The sequence below is a fragment of the Paenibacillus sp. 2KB_20 genome (assembly GCF_052115765.1).
GTDB lineage: Bacteria > Bacillota > Bacilli > Paenibacillales > Paenibacillaceae > Paenibacillus_AQ.
Genome location: NZ_JBFRHH010000001.1, coordinates 22,795 through 41,510 on the forward strand (window position 1 = coordinate 22,795; position 18,716 = coordinate 41,510).

General features: G+C 47.9%; 20 protein-coding genes, 1 pseudogene and 1 riboswitch. Of the genes and pseudogenes, 2 read left to right on the forward strand and 19 right to left on the reverse strand.

The features are described 5' to 3' along the window. Position 1 precedes the first annotated feature (1 nt). The 19 genes and pseudogenes from AB4124_RS00125 to AB4124_RS00215 all read right to left on the reverse strand — a co-directional run bounded on the left by AB4124_RS00125 (position 2) and on the right by AB4124_RS00215 (position 17,232). On the reverse strand, positions 2-697 hold the full coding sequence (locus tag AB4124_RS00125; RefSeq protein WP_441970457.1) for an ethanolamine utilization protein: 696 nt from the start codon (positions 695-697) through the stop codon (positions 2-4). Positions 698-724: 27 nt separating this feature from the next. Beyond that, a complete protein-coding gene (eutD, locus tag AB4124_RS00130) occupies positions 725-1,351 on the reverse strand; it encodes an ethanolamine utilization phosphate acetyltransferase EutD (RefSeq protein ID WP_098747745.1) in 627 nt (208 codons plus the stop codon). 13 nt (positions 1,352-1,364) lie between these two features. Continuing rightward, a complete protein-coding gene (locus AB4124_RS00135; RefSeq protein WP_339291161.1) occupies positions 1,365-2,195 on the reverse strand; it encodes a cobalamin adenosyltransferase in 831 nt (276 codons plus the stop codon). Positions 2,196-2,350: 155 nt separating this feature from the next. After that, positions 2,351-2,641 (reverse strand): BMC domain-containing protein, encoded by a 291-nt coding sequence (locus AB4124_RS00140; protein ID WP_076325828.1) that lies wholly within the window; start codon positions 2,639-2,641, stop codon positions 2,351-2,353. Positions 2,642-2,732: 91 nt separating this feature from the next. Then, a complete protein-coding gene (locus AB4124_RS00145; protein WP_441970460.1) occupies positions 2,733-4,202 on the reverse strand; it encodes an acetaldehyde dehydrogenase (acetylating) in 1,470 nt (489 codons plus the stop codon). A gap of 105 nt (positions 4,203-4,307) precedes the next feature. Then, a complete protein-coding gene (locus AB4124_RS00150; protein WP_441970462.1) occupies positions 4,308-5,033 on the reverse strand; it encodes a BMC domain-containing protein in 726 nt (241 codons plus the stop codon). Between the two features lie 11 nt (positions 5,034-5,044). After that, positions 5,045-5,698 carry an ethanolamine utilization microcompartment protein EutL gene (gene eutL / locus AB4124_RS00155; protein ID WP_441970464.1) on the reverse strand — a complete coding sequence of 218 codons (654 nt, stop codon included), beginning with the start codon at positions 5,696-5,698 and terminating at the stop codon, positions 5,045-5,047. A gap of 18 nt (positions 5,699-5,716) precedes the next feature. Next, positions 5,717-6,670, reverse strand: a complete 954-nt coding sequence (gene eutC, locus AB4124_RS00160; RefSeq protein WP_441970465.1) for an ethanolamine ammonia-lyase subunit EutC — start codon at positions 6,668-6,670, stop codon at positions 5,717-5,719. Positions 6,671-6,688: 18 nt separating this feature from the next. Next, positions 6,689-8,053 carry an ethanolamine ammonia-lyase subunit EutB gene (locus AB4124_RS00165; RefSeq protein ID WP_441970467.1) on the reverse strand — a complete coding sequence of 455 codons (1,365 nt, stop codon included), beginning with the start codon at positions 8,051-8,053 and terminating at the stop codon, positions 6,689-6,691. Between the two features lie 62 nt (positions 8,054-8,115). After that, a complete protein-coding gene (gene eutA / locus AB4124_RS00170; RefSeq protein WP_441970469.1) occupies positions 8,116-9,546 on the reverse strand; it encodes an ethanolamine ammonia-lyase reactivating factor EutA in 1,431 nt (476 codons plus the stop codon). A gap of 134 nt (positions 9,547-9,680) precedes the next feature. Then, a complete protein-coding gene (locus AB4124_RS00175; RefSeq protein ID WP_441971593.1) occupies positions 9,681-11,105 on the reverse strand; it encodes a sensor histidine kinase in 1,425 nt (474 codons plus the stop codon). Next, positions 11,098-11,670 carry an ANTAR domain-containing response regulator gene (locus tag AB4124_RS00180; protein WP_076325821.1) on the reverse strand — a complete coding sequence of 191 codons (573 nt, stop codon included), beginning with the start codon at positions 11,668-11,670 and terminating at the stop codon, positions 11,098-11,100. Before AB4124_RS00180 ends, AB4124_RS00175 begins: the two co-directional genes overlap by 8 nt. Before the next feature lie 88 nt (positions 11,671-11,758). Then, complete coding sequence (locus AB4124_RS00185) at positions 11,759-12,190, reverse strand: EutP/PduV family microcompartment system protein (RefSeq protein WP_441971594.1); 432 nt, start codon at positions 12,188-12,190, stop codon at positions 11,759-11,761. Between the two features lie 12 nt (positions 12,191-12,202). Continuing rightward, entirely contained in the window at positions 12,203-12,559 is a 357-nt protein-coding gene (locus AB4124_RS00190; RefSeq protein WP_076325819.1) for a BMC domain-containing protein, read from the reverse strand. 422 nt (positions 12,560-12,981) lie between these two features. Next, positions 12,982-14,124 (reverse strand): 1-propanol dehydrogenase PduQ, encoded by a 1,143-nt coding sequence (locus AB4124_RS00195; protein WP_076325818.1) that lies wholly within the window; start codon positions 14,122-14,124, stop codon positions 12,982-12,984. 457 nt (positions 14,125-14,581) lie between these two features. After that, a riboswitch (adenosylcobalamin (AdoCbl) riboswitch) is annotated at positions 14,582-14,735 on the reverse strand. A gap of 197 nt (positions 14,736-14,932) precedes the next feature. After that, complete coding sequence (locus AB4124_RS00200) at positions 14,933-15,472, reverse strand: DinB family protein (RefSeq protein WP_076325817.1); 540 nt, start codon at positions 15,470-15,472, stop codon at positions 14,933-14,935. Positions 15,473-15,600: 128 nt separating this feature from the next. After that, positions 15,601-16,062, reverse strand: coding sequence for a hypothetical protein (locus tag AB4124_RS00205; protein WP_441970472.1), 462 nt, complete (start codon positions 16,060-16,062; stop codon positions 15,601-15,603). A gap of 16 nt (positions 16,063-16,078) precedes the next feature. Beyond that, positions 16,079-16,627, reverse strand: a pseudogene (locus AB4124_RS00210) (HAD-IIIA family hydrolase). Positions 16,628-16,725: 98 nt separating this feature from the next. Beyond that, positions 16,726-17,232, reverse strand: coding sequence for a DUF6985 domain-containing protein (locus AB4124_RS00215; RefSeq protein WP_076325814.1), 507 nt, complete (start codon positions 17,230-17,232; stop codon positions 16,726-16,728). A 209-nt stretch (positions 17,233-17,441) separates the two neighbouring features. Between AB4124_RS00215 and AB4124_RS00220 the strand changes: the two genes are divergently transcribed. Both AB4124_RS00220 and AB4124_RS00225 read left to right on the forward strand, forming a co-directional pair. Beyond that, the gene (locus AB4124_RS00220) at positions 17,442-17,873 is read left to right on the forward strand and encodes a BlaI/MecI/CopY family transcriptional regulator (protein WP_441970473.1); all 432 of its coding nucleotides are present in this window, start codon (positions 17,442-17,444) and stop codon (positions 17,871-17,873) included. Beyond that, positions 17,870-18,670 (forward strand): M56 family metallopeptidase, encoded by an 801-nt coding sequence (locus tag AB4124_RS00225; RefSeq protein ID WP_441970475.1) that lies wholly within the window; start codon positions 17,870-17,872, stop codon positions 18,668-18,670. The genes AB4124_RS00220 and AB4124_RS00225 overlap by 4 nt, the downstream gene beginning before the upstream one ends. Positions 18,671-18,716 lie beyond the last annotated feature (46 nt).

The following is an 18,716-nucleotide window of genomic DNA, read 5'->3' on the forward strand; positions in this document are numbered from 1 at the left end:
GTTATCTTCTACGTATCTGCATCTGCTGCATGCGTAAGTAATCCTGAGCAAGCGGCGTAATGATACTATGCCGGTCTATCACGATCTCTGTCCGGTTCTGCAGACGGTGCTTTTTCACTTCCGCTTCGGTAATGACTTTGCGGCTCAATACTTCCGCATCATGCGGTGCATAAACGGATTCGGTATGAGGCTCAACCTGAGTCATATCCTTAAGCCGCCCTTCCTCCATACAAACCGCAAGCATTTCCGTTTCTTTGACCATCCGGATTCCGTAATCGCTCAGCTTGTCTGTAAATTCATCGTACATTTTATACAACAATATTGGGGCCGTTGACTTGTATTTGCGGTAAAGCAATCCTTCCTCGAACGCAATCACCTTTCGTCCCTTCAGCAGCATCGTGAGCACGAACCGTTCACGCGGGCCTGCGCTTATGCCGTTCGCAAGGTGGGATAACAGCTGAATACATATTGTAGGAATAATCAGCACATCACAATCTCTGAGTGCCTCATCGTAATAACGCACCTCATAATATGGCTTCAGCTTATTTTCCAGTTCCGGCAGCGGTTCCACAGTCAGTAGAACCGCTTGCTTTTTGGATACATCCGGCTTTTTCGTCTGTGCCAGTTCCAGCCGTTTCATCACCTCAGCCGTTACGGTTTCGATAATCGCTGCCCGATCCAGAGCTTCTATGTTCATTTTTTCACGCTCCTAAACCTGGATGCCCTACTTCAAAATTTTCCCCTTCGTACCTTTCGTAAAACCGCATGCATTTGCTTCGTCGTAGTCAATATGCATGTAGGTCTCAAAGTTCGGGCTCACTCGAACCAGTACATCGTCAAAAATAAGCGGACGTTTGCCATACACCTTTACCTGTACGATTTCGCCGTTTTTTACGTTGTATTTCTCCGCATCCTCCGCTTTCACGTGAATATGGCGTTGTGCTGCGATTAATCCTCGATCGAGCCGAATCATATTGCTGCCCGAAGCGATGACGATTCCCGGGGTTCCTTCCAACTTACCGCTTTCTTTTACCGGAGCAGATATTCCGAGCACGACCGAATCTGTGAGCGATACCTCTACTTGCGATTCTTTGCGTTCCGGACCAAGCACGACGACATTATGCAAAGAGCCCTTGGGCCCGATCAGCGTCACGCGTTCTTTGCAAGCATATTGCCCCGGCTGGGAAAGATCCTTGGCTTTCGTCAGCTGGTATCCCTTGCCGAACAAGGCATCGATCGTTTCCCGATTCAAATGCACATGCTTGCCGGATGCTTCGATTTCGAAACAGGTTTCATCCTGCACCCGCTTAACCACTTCATTAATGATGCTCTCTACCAGTTGGTTATCCACCTTAGTCACCTCATCAGTTGTACTCTCCAACACGGATGCGGAACATGATAATCCAGAACAAGGAAGACAGCCTGTTCAGTGATCGAATGATATCTTCACGCTCTACATCTCCATGTTCCTTCTTGAAGGCTTGATAAGCCAGCAGTTCCGTCTCCCTCGTCAATGTGCGTAACGCATTTATGACAACAACCGCTTCGCCCATATCATAGCTGGGTTGAAAATGTTCCAGTCCAAAGTATTTCTTGGGAAAATGGGATTGCTCCCTGAGTTCCTTGGGGTTCAGCCCAAGCAAATGGAATTCTTCAATGCTTTCGCTAAGCACTTCGCACCGTACGATCCGCCTAACGAATTGCAAAATCTCTTCCAAATCGTTGACCAGCTTGGTCATATTCAGCTTGAAGCAGCTGATTTGTGCTTCCAATATTTTTGTTTCCAATGAGTCCAGCTTGCCGCGGAATAATATCCGTGGATGATCCTTAAAAACGAGCATATTTCCATACAAATGGGTCATATGCTCAGGCTTCGTTTCCAAAAATCCGCCGTACAGCGTTCGAAATCGCTTTTTCCCGCCGGTTGCTGGTTCAACATCCAGGTTGGTCGTCACTTGAAGCTTAACTTCGTTTTGCAGCGTCGATTCTTGCGCTGGTGCCGGTACCGGTTCCTTTACCGTATCCTTATCCGTCTCAGAAGCTGTCACATACCGCAGTTCAATCTGATGATCGGTCAAAAAGCTTTTGGCTGATGGCGTCAGTATCGTTCCCGCAGCCGTCTCATAAACGGCAACATCCTTCAAATTCCGATTTCGAAAATACTTGCGCAGCTCGCTTTCCGTAATCACAGCCATGTTTTCACATCCTTCTAAGGCGAATGCGTGTTCATATTTCCTTACGCGATCGTCCGAACTGTTACAAGCCAGGATAAATCGCCATAGTCAGAAGTGGAATGCGGGCGAAGTGCCCGCATTCTGCTGTCTTCCTCGTCCGGCTTGTCAGAGTAGTTTTATTCTGCTTTTGTGGTTTTAGGCAGGATTGCGTCCACTTCAGCATGAGGTCTTGGAATCACGTGTACCGAAAGCAATTCGCCAACGCGTTCTGCTGCTGCTGCACCTGCGTCGGTAGCTGCCTTAACAGCGCCCACATCGCCGCGAACCATAACCGTTACGAGACCTGCACCGATTTGCTCTTTGCCGATCAGCGTAACATTTGCTGCTTTCACCATTGCGTCTGCTGCCTCGATTGCCCCTACCAAACCTTTTGTTTCCACCATTCCCAATGCGTTTGCGTTTGCCATGATAAAATTCCTCCTAATAATTTGTATTTATAATGAATTTTAGGGTTACCTATAATGGGTTGCTCGTCTTGCCGATGAAATCTACGAAAACTTACATTTTTTCAAGAATACGTGCCACAATCATGTCGATAAGTTGTTCTTTGTCTTCCGGAAGGCTGCATGCGGCTTTCGGCTGCGATTCTTCCTTTCGGTCCGCCAAATCTTCCATTTCTATTAGTCCATAGGCGATTCTGCGAATGTTAAGCAGATTAAGCGGACTGATGTTGTCGGATGTGGAGCTTCCGCCAACCGCACCGCAACCAAGCGTAAGCGCTGGTGCAAGTGCTGTCGTTGCGCCGATGCCACCAAGCGTACCCGGCGTATTGACTAACAAACGGGATACCGGTTTTTTCAAAGCGAACTGGCGTACAATCTCTTCATTTTCGGAGTGAATGCACATCGTATGGCCTGCGCCTTCTCCATTCAGAATTTCGATGCAGCGTTCGCATGCAGCTTCCCAGCTATCCTCTGTGTAGAAAGCTAGAATTGGAGCCAATTTCTCTCGTGAATATGGAACATTGCGTCCCACGCGGGTTTCTTCGGCGATCAGCACGCGAGCTCTAGCAGGAATATTCAGATTCGCCAGTTTTGCGATATGATCTACGCTGCGTCCAACGATTTGCGGGTTCATGGTGCCATTGGCCCGCATAATGAATTTGCCAAGCTGATCGGCTTCCTCTGCGGAAAGGAAATAAGCTCCTTGCTTTTTGAATTCAGCCACAACCGCTTCCTTGCTGCATGCTTCGACGACGACGGATTGCTCCGAAGCGCAAATCGTGCCGTTATCGAAAGTTTTGGAGCCCATGATGCGTTTGACTGCAAGCGGAATATTCGCGCTCTTCTCGATAAAGGCAGGGCCGTTGCCTGGACCAACACCGATTGCCGGCGTACCGGATGAATAAGCGGCTTTGACCATCGCCGTTCCGCCTGTTGCTAGAATCAAGGCGACATCGTTATGCTTCATCAATTGATCTGTTCCTTGAATTGTCGGAACCGTCATGACGTCAATGGCACCCTCCGGGCATCCTGCTTGCACAGCTGCCTCGTTAATGACCTTCACCGTTTCCAGAATACTCTTAAGCGCATTCGGATGCGGGGAAAACACGATACTGTTTCCTGCTTTAAGCGCAATGAGCGTTTTGTAGATAACCGTCGAAGTCGGGTTGGTGGATGGAATTAGACCGGCAATGACACCGACTGGGACAGCTACCTCCATCAACTTATTCTCTTTGTCATCTTTCAAGATGCCAACGGTTTTCATGTCCTTGATGGACTCGTAGACTTGCTGCGAAGCAAAGGCATTCTTGATGACCTTGTCCTGCCAGCGGCCGAAGCCAGTTTCCTCATTGGCCATCTTCGCCAGCTTCTCGCGATGCTTGTATCCGGCATCGGCAACCGCTTTGACGATCGCGTCAATTTGCTCTTGCGTCATGGCGGCGAGCTTAACTTGCGCTTTCTTGGCTTTGTTGATTAGATCACGGACTTCTTGAATGGATCTCAGGTCTTTATCCAATGTTTCCATCAATATTCCTTCTCTCTACTGCGTTTTTTCATCGATAGATGTGTATTTGTTTTCTTTAGTAAAAGCGGTCGGTCTTCTTTGCATTTTCATCGATAGATGTTTCTCCTATGAGCTTGCCTTTTTTGACTTGTTGCCGGATTTGGCTGCCGATTTGTGCTTCGGCTGCTCACGGAGTTTACCGTCATTGTGCTTGCTCTTTGGCGCATCGGCCTGCTTCTTATCCAGTGTTGCTGCCGGATCATCGACATCCTTCTGCTCAGGGACAAGCTTTACTGCGGCTTTTGCATCTTCTGTTTCCCTGACGTCGGGTGTGGATTTCTCCTCCGCTTGAGTTTGAATTTTCTTCATCGGTGAAGGTTTCCGCTCCGGCTGGGACCCAGCAGCATTCGCTTCATTTGTCTTTAGTACCTGCGGCCAAACCGTATCTGCCGCTTTGAGGTCTTCTGAACTTTCCCCTTCTTCCGCCAAATCTTTAGAAGCGGCAGTTTCTGCAGTTTGTTTCTGCTCCTGTTCATCCATGGTTGCGACTGCCTGAAGCGGACTTTCGTCAGTATCATCCTGTTCTTCCACCAAAACTGCCGTTTCTTCATGCATTCTAGCAATCACATGGCGGGTCAGCAGCACATCTAATTGCTTCGCCATCTCCGCTCCCGCCTCAACAGCAGCCTGCACCGCTCCGACATCTCCATCCAGCTTGACGGTCACCAGTCCACCCCCGATGATCTCCATGCCGATACAGGTAACGCTTGCCGCCTTTAATGCGGCATCCGCTGCGGCGACTGCACCTAGATACCCTCTGACTTCAACTAGCCCTAACGCGCTATATCTCATGGTCCGCTACCTTAATAACTCGTTGGGTTATCCGCAACGAATTGGACAGCGTCCGCGAAAGCGTCGCATGCTGCCTTGCAGGCCGATTGACTGCCTGTCAGCAGTGCGCCAGCGAAGTTGGTCTCGGACGGTGGGCCAAAGAAGGTTGCAATCGTAACATCGGCGGCTTTCAGTGCTGCATCGATCGCATACATCGCTTCCAGCGGCGGAGCGATCAAATAAGCGATCGCCTCACCTTCTTGGATCCCCGCAGTCTCGGATAAATAGGAGCCTGTTCGGGATACGCAGTGGGCGAAATAGGTGATGCTGTCATCCTCATTGGCGCTAACAAAATGGGCGCCGCTTTCGATGAAATCAACGACAGCGTTCATTCCGCTGCGTACTTCCTCGGGATTTGGCCCAGCCAGAATCCCAATGACTTCACCTGCCAGCTTCGTTGAAGCATTAGCCGATCCGGCATACATGCTTCTTGCATACACAACATCCACAGCAGCTGCTTTCGTTGCTTCATCCAGTGCTGCGTAAGTTACGTCATCAATGTCAGCAGTAATGATACCCAAACTTTTATGGTGCGGCTTCAGCTCCAGCTTGTTTGCCATATCCAGGCTTACGCTGGAAATGAGCTTCATCCCGAGCACTTGTGCATGAATCGGTTCGTTTCTCATACGTGCCTCCAGCCTTTCCTATAGTTTTAAATCAATACCTGATGCTTTGCGATCAATCATGGTCTTGATCAATTCGGCAATATGTGCCCCTGCTTCTACGGCAGGGGTACCGCCGGAATGTATGTTGGAAATAACGGTACGTCTTGCTTCAGGCATGCCCACCGTTGGTTTATAAGCAATGTAGGCACTCATGGATTCTGCCGTTACAAGCCCCGGACGTTCGCCGACCAGCAGGCAAACCACATCTGCTTCCGTTACATCGCCAATGACGTCCATGGAAGGAACACGGCAATGCTTGACGAACAGGATATTGCCTGCATCGATGCCATACATCTTAAGACCTTGCGTAATGGATGGAATGATATCCCGCAAGTTGGCTTCGATCGCTGCCGAACTTAAGCCGTCTCCAACCATGATTTGCACTTTGGCCTGCTTGGTCGTGTGCTGCTTGATGTACTCGATGGTCTCATCCGAGAATTGACGTCCCAAGTCCGGACGCGTAATATATTCATCCTTGTCCTGACACTTGGTCGCGATCGGCACAAGGTGCATTTCCTTGACGAAATCTTCGGATACATAGGAGAACACGGCGTCTTGAGCAGCGGCATGGTCAGCGCGGAAACGCAGCGATGTAATCGTCTTATACCGCGGACCTGCGCGCCAAACGCCAAGACGGGCCGGCGTCTTTGCTTTCATTCTCATGTATCCTTCGCGATCCGCCGGATCAGGCACGAGCAGCAGCTTGCGAAGATTAATTTCCGTGATATCATCCAAGCATTCACCGTCGTCCTCTTGTACTTCCTCAGGTACAGTTTTATCTACAAGTCCACCTTCGTTCGGCTCCGCGTTATGCGCAATCGGTGCTGCAACTGTCACAGTTTCAACAGGCTTAGCAACTTCTTGCTCTGCCTTGTTTCCTACCATCTCGTTCAAAATCGATTCAATCATCGATTTCAGATCTTTTTCGTTCATGTGAGCTTCCTCCTTTCCTTACTTGAGAAATACTGACGCATCCCCGGCTTTTTTGGTCAGTTTGCCGTTTTCGATAAAGCCCATTTTCTCCATCCACTGTTCGAACTCCCGAATTGGACGCAAACCGAGCAATTCACGCAGCGTTGCCGTTTCATGATATCCGGTCGTCTGGTAGTTGAGCATGACATCGTCACCATGAGGGATACCCATGAAGAAGTTGCAGCCTGCTGTAGACAGGAGAACCGCCAGGTTTTCCAAGTCGTTCTGATCCGCCTTCATATGGTTCGTATAGCAAGCGTCGCAGCCCATCGAAACGCCTGTCAGCTTGCCCATGAAGTGATCTTCCAGGCCGGCACGGATAACCTGCTTCGCGTCGTACAAATACTCGGGTCCGATGAATCCGACAACCGTATTGACAAGGAACGGGTTATACCGCTTCGCGAAACCGTAACAGCGTGCTTCCATCGTCACCTGGTCGATGCCATGATGAGCTTCGGAAGACAGTTCGGAGCCTTGCCCCGTCTCGAAATACATTACATTTGGCCCAACCACCTGGCCTTGATTCAGCACAAGCTGCTGCGCTTCCTCAATCGTGGCCGCATTGAAGCCAAACGCCTCATTCCCTTTCTGCGAACCTGCGATTGATTGAAAAATAAGTCCTGTCGGCGCGCCTCGCTTAACAGCTTCCATCTGGGTCGTAACGTGAGCGAGCACGCAGGTTTGCGTAGGAATTTCCCACTTCTGCCGGAATTCCTCAAACCGTTTAAGGACACGCGTCACGCTTTCTACGGAGTCGTCGACCGGATTAAGACCAAGCACCGCATCCCCGATCCCGAAAGTCAGGCCTTCCATCAGGGAAGCCATGATACCGTCGGGGTCATCTGTCGGGTGATTCGGCTGCAGCCGTGCCGACAGCGTGCCCGGACGTCCGATCGTCGTGTTGGCATGCGCCGTAACCCGGATTTTTTTGGCCCCGTAAATCAGGTCAAGGTTCGTCATGATTTTCGCAACCGCAGCAATCATTTCCGCTGTCAATCCCCGGGAGATGCGTTTGATGTCGCCTTCCGTTGTGTTCTCGTTCAAAATCCACTCCCGCAGTTCTTCTACGGTCCAGTTTTGAATTTCACTGTAAATGCGCTCATTCACGGCATCCTGAATGATACGTGTTACTTCGTCCTCTTCGTAAGGAACCGCCGGATTATTGCGCAGTTCCGACAATTTGATCTGGGAAAGAACTACCTTGGCGGCTACGCGTTCTTCTGCCGAAGCGGCTCCCAATCCGGCCAGCGTATCCCCCGACTTTTCCTCATTGGCTTTTGCCATGACTTCCATGAGTGTCTTGAATTGATAGACTCGGCCAAACAATTTCGTTTTTAAAATCACAAAAGCTCCTCCTTCCACTTGCAGCTCGAATAGATGAAACTCGAATCGTTAATGTGCGGCTCTTAGTGAAAAACAAGCGTTTTAATAACAACGGGCAGCACCTTGCCACCCGCAATCGGCTTGCCGATGTCGATATAGTCGCCATTGTCTACCTGTACGCTGTCGATGCAGATGACATCTTTCTTGTAATTCAGCAACGCGTACAATGTTTGCCCCAGCACCTTCGCCAGATCGTGATGAACAATTACGATGAGCGGATACTCCCGCTCCAGCAGTTCAGACATCCCTTTGTACAAACCTTGGGCATATTTCTGAACCTCCTGAAAGCTTGCATTTTTCTTTCCTTCAATCGCAATGGCCACCCGCTGCAAATCATTGTTCAGTTTGAACCAATCCAGCTTATCGCTGATGGCCTTTGCCAACTGCTCACTGCTTCCGGACTCGTCGACCACAGAAAGCTTCAAGATCGGTAAATTCTTGATCGGGAAACTTTCATCCGTATAGGTAATCGTGCTTCCACTGATCTCCGTCGTATGGGATCCTGCTCCGACAACGGTAGCCCGGATGGTCTCGGCTGAACGAGCAACGGTCAACTGCTGCGTTAGCGGAGAAGAGGCGATTGCTCTTCCAAGCAATATACCGATGTCTCCGAACTCGAATACGTCTCCTGTGGATTCATGATAAATGTAGTCTGCAACCCCTCCTGAGAAGGAAATACACGGAATCGCAAGGTCCAGCTTCAACCCTTTGTTGGTGACGATGGTGTTATAGAAATCTCCCGGTGGTCTGAGGCCGACGCTTTCTTCGAGCAGCTTGACCATTTCCCCGATAATCGGCTGAAGATCATCTGGAGTGACCCGCTGGCCTATAGCAAGACGGAATCCCCTTCGCTCGGCAAGCTGCTTGATTTTAGGCGCGATATACGTGATTTCATGCGAACTTTGATCAACCTTGATCAGGCGCCCCCCAATATCGAGGCAGCCCGTATCCAACAGTTCGCCATCGGCGAATAATGCCAAATTGCTTGTACCGCCACCAATGTCGATGTTGGCGATGCAGGTGGAATGCTCTTTGGAATACGAATGTGCACCCGCGCCTTTGGCGGCAATAATGCTCTCCAGATCCGGCCCTGCGGTTGCGACTACGAAATCACCGGCAAAGCCGCTTAGCGAGAGCACGACTTCATTCGCATTCTCTTTGCGTGCCGTCTCACCCGTGATGATGACCGCTCCTGTCTGGATCTCATCCTTGCGGATGCCTGCCTTCTCGTATTGCTCCTGCACGAAGGATTGAATCTTCAACATATCGATCCGGTTATCTTCCAAAACGGGTGTAAAACAAATGTCGCTTCGATAGACCACTTCTTTGTCTGTAATAACCAAGCGAGGCACCGAAAACGAAGAAGCCATGTTTTGAATATGGAGCTTAGACAGCACCAGTTGGGTCGTAGAAGTTCCCATATCGATGCCAACGCTGAGCAATTGTTCTTCCACTTTGTTCACCCCCTGGCTTGATTTCTTATCATTCGGACTACAAAAAGGCTTAAAGTGACAACCTTCCGGATATACAGGAAGGTTTACTTTAAGCCTCATTGCTTCGAAGACTACGCCCTTGTAGTCCGATGATATTATTTTTTGAACGTAAAAGTCACTGTTGTGCCCGTATCGCCGGATACGATCGAAAGCTTACCTTTCAGCTTGTCTTTAACATAGCTGCGGACAATCGTCAGCCCCAAGCTTTTATGCGAAGTTTCCCCGACAACGAACCCGGCTCCGTCATCTGCCACGACGACCGTCACCAGACCGCCTTCTACTTTTGTCTTGACGGAAATTCTTCCCTCCGAACAATCGCCGAACGCATGTTCATAACTGTTATGTAGCAGTTCGCTTACAATCAGCGCGACAGTTACGGTCCGATCACTGTCCAAGCAAATGTTTTGCTCTGAAGCAATCTCCACCTTGACGGCGCGGCAATCAACAAAACAGCGTTCGATATTGGATGCAATCAATCGTATAACATCCATGAGATCCACTTCGGCTTCGATCTCCGTCGACAGCAATTCATGGGTTGCGGCGATCGCGAGCACGCGACTGACACTGTCATCAAGGCATTTCTTGGCCTCAGGGCTTTTGCACTGCCGCCCCTGAATGCGCAGCAGAGACGCTACCATCTGCAAATTGTTTTTTACCCGGTGATGAATTTCGCGGATGGCAACCGATTTAGAAACGATCTCAGCTTCCTTGTTTCTAATCTCGGTTATATCATGCAGAATAACGCCTACGCATAAATCCTTTTCCTCAATGAACAAGCGTTTCACCTGATAGTAACGTCCGGCGGCTTTCACTTCCACCGTAAGCGGACAACAAAGCGTGGATGAATGCTGGCTCATGACCTCGGAGAACATCGTCTGATCAAGCGACAAATTATCATAATGCAATCCTTGGATATCTTCCAAATAACCAAGCTGTCTGTAATATACGTCCGCCTGTTCATTTTTCAGCTTCAAAAACCCATATTTATCGAACACCAGAACGGCGTCTTCCAATTGATTGATAATCGAATCCTTGAACTGCAGCATAGCCCCCAGCATCGAGGACATCTCCCCATCCTCGCATGACGCTCTCTGCCTGTTGAAGTGGGCTTGTATATTGTCGCGGACATCTTTTTCATAGATCAGAACGGCAATGACGCCGCTTTGATTTTTAATAGGATATACCGTTTGCCGAACCAGATGATTCTCCTGCGTCCTGGCGACGAGCCCCTGCGACATAATGCCTGTTTCAAGCGTCCGCAGGACGCCAGGTTCATTCTCGCGCAGCGCCTTCTCCCCCGTAACCGGCAAATAATACACTGATTTGCCTTCACATGGACGACGATGATAGACCACGATGGCTTCGCTTGCCACGCTCGACAATACGTCGATGAACACATCATCCTCTACCTCGGTCATTTGAAATGACTCCGCTATTTCGCAGATCCGGACTATATCCTCTTCCGACAATCCGGTGTGAAGGCTGCAAAGCTGCCTGATCCGTTCTTTGAAATCAATCATAGGAAATGACGATGGTACTAGCAATTTCAATCAGAGGACATCGCCGATCCATGCTGAGTTTTCGCAAGATTTGATAGGCTTCCTCTTCCGTGTAGCCATTTTCTCTCATCAATATGCCTTTCGCTTTCTCGACCGCTTTGCGTTCTTCCATCTTCTGCGTCAGCTTTGAGAGATCTTGTTCCAGCTTTCGGAATTCCTTGCCTCTGGCTATCGTGACTTCCACCATAGGAATGAACGACTTTTCATCAAGCGGCTTTACCAAGTAACCAAGCGCACCGACAGAAGATGCTTTTTCAATCGTCTGTTTGTCGCTGTAGGCGGTCAAAAGGATGATCCCGCCCGCCAGCTGTTCTGAAAGAATTCTTTTACTCGCCTTGAGCCCATCCAAAATGGGCATTTGAACATCCATGATGACGAGGTCAGGCAGATGCTTCTTGCATAATTCGATAGCTTCAAAGCCATCGGAAGCTTCGCCTACTACATTGTAGTTAGCCTCTTCTAGCATCTCACGAATATCCATTCTTGTAATAGGTTCGTCATCGACTATTACAATTTTTCCATTCATGCGTCATGCACCTCATTGTCTGTCGTTATTTGCTTGTCGCTTGTCTATCGATAAGCCCCGCTTGCATTTGAACTAGAATCCAAGTCGTTTACGCCCTCAAATAATCCCGAAGAGCATCCACTCCTACGTTCTCGATCGTCGAGACTTCAAAAATCCGCTCCACGCCGGCCGCCATTAAATGCGCTCTGGCCTGCGCGATTTCCTCTTGCGACTTGGCCAGTTCCACCTTCGTTACCACTCCGATAACCGGCTTGGCGAATACCGTTGCAAAAGCCGGCGGGAAATAGCTGTCTTCTTTCGTGCAATCCTGAACCAGCCCAATGACATCGGCATCTACACTGGATACTAACAGCATTTTGTATAAATACCGGTTCTCGATGCATTCGCCCGGCGTATCGATCGCCTGATCGAAATTTTCGATGGCTTGCGTTTTCTTATAGGCAATCTCCTCACCGTGCAGCCATTGGCACAGCGTGGTTTTGCCCGATCCTGTACTTCCGGCAAAAATAATTTTCTTCATCATAAGCTTCTCCTACGTTCTCGTAATGTTCGTATTTGCCGAGAAGCCCAATATATTCTGCAATCCATGCAGCACTGCGCTGATCGCAGATTCTACTGATGATACATCGCCCGTAATGACGAGTGAACCGCTGAAACGGTCGACAAAGCCGATTTGTACGCCAGCCGCCTTTGTAGCGATATCCGCTGCAATGATGGAGGCTTCGCTTGGCGTGATCGTCATAACGCCGATGGACTGATGCGCTTCGTTTCCGAGTCCCAGCTTCTTGTAAATGTCCGGGTTCGGGTTCGCGATAATGTGAGCGAGCGTGACCTGTTTGCCAGGCACATACTCCTGAATCACACGTTGTTTCTCGGCTCCTTGTTCCATACTCCTCATCTCACTCTCGTATCGAAAACACTAAAAGAGGTTGTTCAAAAAGTCCACTTTTGATAAGAAAACCTAATCGATGACACTTCAAGGATGAGCGACCGCGATGCATAGGTAGGTTTTCTTGCGATATAGAATTTCATCAGCCTCCGCGGATAACTAATAAATTCTTTATCTGTCACGAAGTGAATCTGGAAGTAAACTCGGCATCGAATCTTGAATTCAGCCGGGAAAACCGGCCTTTTTGAACACGTAACTAAAATTCACTGCAAAAAACAATAAAAGCCCCTTAAAAGTCCATGCGGAATTTTTAAGAAGCCACTTTGCTTTGATTTGTATGCAACACGCCATTGTGTTACTTTCACTATATTTGAATATTGCAAGCGATGTCAATACGAAATCCGTCAAATTTCGACTCGATCTTAGAATTGAAACATTTTGTTCAAAATTTGAAGCACGTCCTCTGCCGTAGGAACGCGTGGATTTGTTGCCGTGCATCCGTCTTTCAGCGCGCCTTCGGCGATCGACTCTCTCATCTCTCCAAACAGCGATTGATCCACACCGCATTCGCGCAGCGTTTGCGGCATATTCAATTGCTTCTGCAGCAGTTTGATTGCCTGTACGAGACTACGGACGCCGCTCTTGGCATTTGGTGCGGATAACCCCAAGCTTTTGGAAATTTCGGCATACCGAACCGCCGCTCTATTGCTTTCTTCCTTGCCGTAACCCGGCTTGTAATCGGCATTAAATTCGATGACATGCGGAAGAAGAATCGCATTCATGCGTCCGTGGGCAATTTTGAATTTGGCTCCCGCCACATGCGCGATCCCATGATTCAATCCCAGCGACGCAATATTAAACGCCATCCCCGCGATGCAGGATGCATTATGCATTTTTTCGCGCGCCTCAAGATCATTTCCGTCCTTATAAGCTCGCGGCAAATAAGCAAAGACCAGCTTCATCGCCTTCTCCGCCAGCGCATCGGAGATATCATTGGATTTGGTGGATACATAGGCTTCAATGGCATGCGTCAAAACATCCAGTCCGGTATCGGCCGTAATGAAGTCCGGCACGCTTTTGACGAGCTCAGGATCGAGAATCGCTTCTTGCGGCAGCATGTCATCAGATACAAGCGGATATTTGATGTTTTTTTCTTTGTCGCTGATAACGGAGAATGACGTAACTTCAGAACCCGTCCCGCTTGTCGTCGGGATTGCAATGAACGGGATATCTCGCTGGTCAAGCAGCTTTTTCGTAAACAGCTTCATCGCTTTAGCCGCATCAATGGCAGAACCGCCGCCAATGGCAATGATTAGATCGGTGTTGAACGCACAGAGCGCCTCGACACCTTCCGTGACGACTTCAATCGGCGGATCAGGCACGATATTGCTGAAAACATATTGCTCGTTACTGCTGTGCAGTCGATCAAACACCATGTTAATCATGCCCGACTTCACCATAAATGGATCTGTGACGATGAACATACGTTTGTTTTGCCACTCTGTTAGACGATCCATCGCGCCTTGCCCCATATAGAGGTCGGCTTTAATCGAAAGTTTATCCATGTAAAGCACCTCCAAGAAGTAATTGCAACAAAAAAAGAGGCCATTCAAAGGGAAATCCCCTTCAAAAGCCTCTTTGCTTGTTATCATGTATGCACGCCATTGTGCAGCTTCTTATCATTTAGTTTTGCATATATACTGTACACCGTCATTCCGATCTTCGTCAACCGCTTCCGGAACTTGTCCTTAGATCAGACACATTAACGGCACGACTTTATAAGTGCCTGTTCAAAAAGGTCGATCATCAAAAGCGGACTTTGGGAACAACCTCTATCAATAAAAAAAGGGATATGCACCCCATAGTGCACGTGTTTCTTCGTCCTTGAAGAATCTCCCCGTTTGCGAGCTATACCTCATTGTATATATTCGGCGGCGAACACCCGGCTGTGGCCGACAACATCGTCGGCAGCCTCTGCTGCAATTAAAAAAAGCCTAGCGAGGCGGGAAACGTCACTAGACTTGTAAACCAGCCATTTTCGCCTCGAAATGACTGGTCTCTCCAAAGTTATTAGGCAAAAGACCTGACTTAAGACCGATCATTCGGTCTATCACAGTGGCGGGACCGTGTTGGATTTGCACCAAACTTCCATTACCTATAACTTTTTCTATTGTACATGACGCGAATAGTTGCCCATTCGACATCATTATAGCACAATCGACGCGTTTGGCGATATAAACCTAAAAAAAATGATTGACCGAATGAAACTCAAATAAAATAAAATGCCTCGGGCAGACCAAGGGACGAACGCTGCAGCGTAGATACGGTGAATTGTCTCATAAAGACAAACAAGGAAATGGTTTTCCCATTCATTTATTCATGATCCATGTTTCTCTTCTGCTCAGAGTACCACTTTCTAAGCTGATTAATATGGGCTTGATGATAACGGTTATGGTCGGCCATATGCCATAATCCCCACCGGATGGTGGCTTGCTTTTCATTTTCGTGACCAAAGGTGACAATGCTATCCAGATCAGCATCCGTTAATTGCGTGCATGTTTCCTTCAACATATTTAATACAACTTCATATTTAGATATAAGCATGTCCAAAGGCATTCCTTTGACCATTGGCAGCCTGTTATGTTCATCGATCATGGGGCCGTATTCATCTATGAATGACTGGGGAAGCGCCTCCCCTTTAATCCTATAAATCCAGTTCAGGTCGACGTACATGATATGTTTTATTAACTGAGCGGCACTATTGAAATTGTCACAAGGTCCCTTGAAGTCTATTTCCTCTTGGGCCATGCCCTCTGATATGGACTTTAGACGTTGGCTGTTCTCTCTGACAGCGCTATATAACATTCCCACGATCGTTGACATATTCTCTTCGCCTTGCAAATCGTACAACATCCTAGCACAACCTCCCTTGTAAATACAAATAGCATCCCAACCTCACTATTTGGACTTTTGAATTCTTTGTTTCAGCCGTATCGATTTATTCAAGTGCAGAAAAATATGCCTTGTAGCCGGCATAAGCACTAATCCCGCAATCGTTTTGTTTCCCCAGTACCAATATCAAGAGTCCCACTCAAGTTAGCAATTTCAGCTTCCGGCATTTCATTTCCAGAATGAACATCATCAATGTGGAGTTTCTTGTTCCATTGACCTGAATGCAATACTTGGACATCGTTATTTACGAGTACGCTCATCGTCATGTCTTCAATGCGGGTGATATGCCACATATGCCACATATGCCATATTATGGAGTTCTCTGTATCAGGAGCCTTAACTGGATATTGGCGGAATTTTTCCTCTTGTAGATCTTTAACTAATTCATCCTCAAGGGTCGCAATGGGTGAATGGCTCATTCTTGATGAATGTAACAGGCAATGCTGCTGCAAGAATAGGTCAACCGCACTTTGATGCTTAGCCGGATCCAGAATCATCTGGGTTAGCTTTTTGTGATTTTCATTCCACCGTTTTCTTTCACTCAAATCCATGGAGAACCATCCTTTTCTAGCCGCCCCCTAATATCCATGTAACGGCTTCATTAAAGTCTGTCGCGATAAAATCAGGATACGCTTCTTTCCATTTGCCGAAGTACTCGTTGTTATTATATTTTTCCAGTTCCTTGGGGCCAGCTCCCGTCTTCACTAGCACTTTCTTGCAACCGGCTTCTTTGGCAGCAACCATATCCGTCCATCTATCCCCTAGGACAAAGCACTCCCCTAAGTCCAGATTATTTTCTTCCGCGGCTTTCATCAGCATCCCTGCGGATGGCTTTCTACACGGACAACCCGCTCCATGCTCATGAGCACAAAGATAGATCTTATCAAAACCAAAGGCTAATAATTCCGATTCGAATTCGTCCTGTGTTACTTCGCCACGAGCAATTCCAGGTTGATTCGTAAATGAACAAACAAGCATGCCTGCGGCTCTGTGTGAACGAATCGAATCCTGTACTTGTGGAAAAAGCTCAAATTCACTGGGCTAAACAACCCGATCGGTTCCTCCAAGAGTTCCGTCCCTATCAATGAAAACCACTTGTCTTGAGAGCTCTAGCAATTGGTTATGCTCCTTTCCTTATTCATTTTTTGCGTTGGATAGTACAGGATGTCCCGGACGATTTAAACATCACTGATTGCCCGATTCATATCGCTTTCTCACTCAATTTCGTCGGTTTCGCTCCAAATAGCATATGCGCCGTAGCCTAAATACTCGCGCACCTCAAGAACTTTACTGCCCCGTATCAGAATTTCCATACCATTTTCGGAGTCCCACGCTGTACCTCCACCCAAGATTGCTCCGAATGTATTATCGTTTCGATCATAAGGATTTCGATAAAGGTCAACTTCCCCTACGGACATAAACTTCAAAATATCCTCTCCATGCACTCCATCTAAGCCGGGAGGATAATCAGCCGTATCGCTAGACATTTTGAGATTTTTCCACGCGCATGCTTTCTTGCATATTTCGTTTATGGTTTCATCCGGCAGCTGATTCAACAGATCTTGTATGTAAATTTCCGCTTCTTCCACACTCATGTCTTCCGTGCTAAAACGATATTCAACTTCACATTCGAACAACGCAAGATACCCAAACCCAGACATGCCTGTTTCCTCTGAAGGATCTTCTATTCCTACGTGTTTTAACTCAAATCTTTCGCTCACGCTATCTTCCTCCCGAATAATCCGTTTATTCTTGATTTATAATTCAATTGCTATATTCTTCATTCTCGACTGCACGGCAAAAAACCTTTTGCCACTGACGCTTCGCATGTACCGGGACACTCCATGGTCCCCCAGGCTAGGCACTGGCTGAAGGAAGTTGACTTTTATCCACAACCATACTACGATATGTAGTATGAGGTGGAATAGGAATGAAGATTAAAAAAATGAATATCGATGGTGAAGGCCTGAATCGATTTTTTGGACCACTGGAGTCTCGAATTATGGATATTCTCTGGTCTTCGGAAGCGCTTAGTATCAAGGAAGTCCAGTCGATCCTGAATCAGGAGAGTCCGATCTCGATCAATACGGTGATGACCGTCATGAATCGTCTTCTGGATAAAGGCCTGCTGACAAAGACGATGACGGGAACCGGCCGGACACGGGCAGCCAAGTTCAGTCCGCTGCAGTCAAGGGAGCAATTTCTCACCGAACAGACAAAGGAAGTGTCGCAGGGACTCATTCAAGAGTATGGGAGCTTGGTCGTGAACCATATGATCGATGCGCTGGATGATGTCGATCCCGAGGTGATCGCAAAGCTGGAGCGTAAATTAAACGATATCAGACACGGGAAAAAGAAATGAATCCCACCACACGGCTAATATGTACCTATGCACTGATGATCGTATTCGTTTCTGTTGTTATCGTACATATGGGAATATTCATTACCTACCAGGTCCGAAGCGGAATATTTCAAGGTCCCGTTCTGAATTACGCCTTAATCGACATTGTCATTGTATATACAATTGTTCAGCTCATTTGGCGAAGTACCCGGCAATTGGTTTTATCGCATAAATGGTTAAAGCACTTCCGTGCCAACAGGCACGATAAATTAACCAAGCGCCTGAATTACAAGTACCGCAGCTGGGGAACGGAAATCATCGTTGTACAGGACAATGCCTTTGTAGCTCTGACAATTGGTCTTCTGCGACCGAAAATTGTCGTGTCCACTACGGTTTTAGAGATGTTTAATGACAAGGAAGTAAAGGCAATTTTACTGCATGAACGATATCACTGTCGCAATCATGATGGTTTAAAATCGTTCTTTTCGACCCTGCTGGCAGACGCCTTTGGTTATTTACCAATCGTTAAACCGATTCTTCGGTACTATCAGACGTGGCAAGAGCTGTTTGCTGACCGATTCGCCATCCGGAAGATGGGCACGGAGCTGTATTTAGGCAGTGTCTTATTAAAATTAGCCCAACTTGGTAAGCTTCGGCGTTATGAGGCTGCCGTTCATTTCACGGATACGACATTGCAATACCGGGTCATGCAGGTTCTTGAGCCTGACAGAGGGGTGAATGTTCCGCTAGCCCTGCTGAAGCCTTTTCTGAGATCCTGCTCCATTTTGCTACTCTTTATGTTGACCGGGGATTCGTAATCCCTTTTTTTGAACTATTATACTACACCATGTAGTTTGATCACAC

Excerpts from the sequence above, each read along its gene's own strand:
- AB4124_RS00125 (WP_441970457.1), bottom strand. The coding sequence starts at position 697 with ATGAACATAGAAGCTCTGGATCGGGCAGCGATTATCGAAACCGTAACG.
- AB4124_RS00135 (WP_339291161.1), bottom strand. The coding sequence starts at position 2,195 with ATGGCTGTGATTACGGAAAGCGAGCTGCGCAAGTATTTTCGAAATCGG.
- AB4124_RS00140 (WP_076325828.1), bottom strand. The coding sequence starts at position 2,641 with ATGGCAAACGCAAACGCATTGGGAATGGTGGAAACAAAAGGTTTGGTA.
- AB4124_RS00145 (WP_441970460.1), bottom strand. The coding sequence starts at position 4,202 with ATGGAAACATTGGATAAAGACCTGAGATCCATTCAAGAAGTCCGTGAT.
- AB4124_RS00150 (WP_441970462.1), bottom strand. The coding sequence starts at position 5,033 with ATGAGATATAGCGCGTTAGGGCTAGTTGAAGTCAGAGGGTATCTAGGT.
- eutL (WP_441970464.1), bottom strand. The coding sequence starts at position 5,698 with ATGAGAAACGAACCGATTCATGCACAAGTGCTCGGGATGAAGCTCATT.
- eutC (WP_441970465.1), bottom strand. The coding sequence starts at position 6,670 with ATGAACGAAAAAGATCTGAAATCGATGATTGAATCGATTTTGAACGAG.
- AB4124_RS00175 (WP_441971593.1), bottom strand. The coding sequence starts at position 11,105 with ATGATTGATTTCAAAGAACGGATCAGGCAGCTTTGCAGCCTTCACACC.
- AB4124_RS00180 (WP_076325821.1), bottom strand. The coding sequence starts at position 11,670 with ATGAATGGAAAAATTGTAATAGTCGATGACGAACCTATTACAAGAATG.
- AB4124_RS00185 (WP_441971594.1), bottom strand. The coding sequence starts at position 12,190 with ATGAAGAAAATTATTTTTGCCGGAAGTACAGGATCGGGCAAAACCACG.
- AB4124_RS00190 (WP_076325819.1), bottom strand. The coding sequence starts at position 12,559 with ATGGAACAAGGAGCCGAGAAACAACGTGTGATTCAGGAGTATGTGCCT.
- AB4124_RS00195 (WP_076325818.1), bottom strand. The coding sequence starts at position 14,124 with ATGGATAAACTTTCGATTAAAGCCGACCTCTATATGGGGCAAGGCGCG.
- AB4124_RS00200 (WP_076325817.1), bottom strand. The coding sequence starts at position 15,472 with ATGTTGTACGATTTGCAAGGCGAAGAGAATATGTCAACGATCGTGGGA.
- AB4124_RS00205 (WP_441970472.1), bottom strand. The coding sequence starts at position 16,062 with ATGGATTTGAGTGAAAGAAAACGGTGGAATGAAAATCACAAAAAGCTA.
- AB4124_RS00220 (WP_441970473.1), top strand. The coding sequence starts at position 17,442 with ATGAAGATTAAAAAAATGAATATCGATGGTGAAGGCCTGAATCGATTT.
- AB4124_RS00225 (WP_441970475.1), top strand. The coding sequence starts at position 17,870 with ATGAATCCCACCACACGGCTAATATGTACCTATGCACTGATGATCGTA.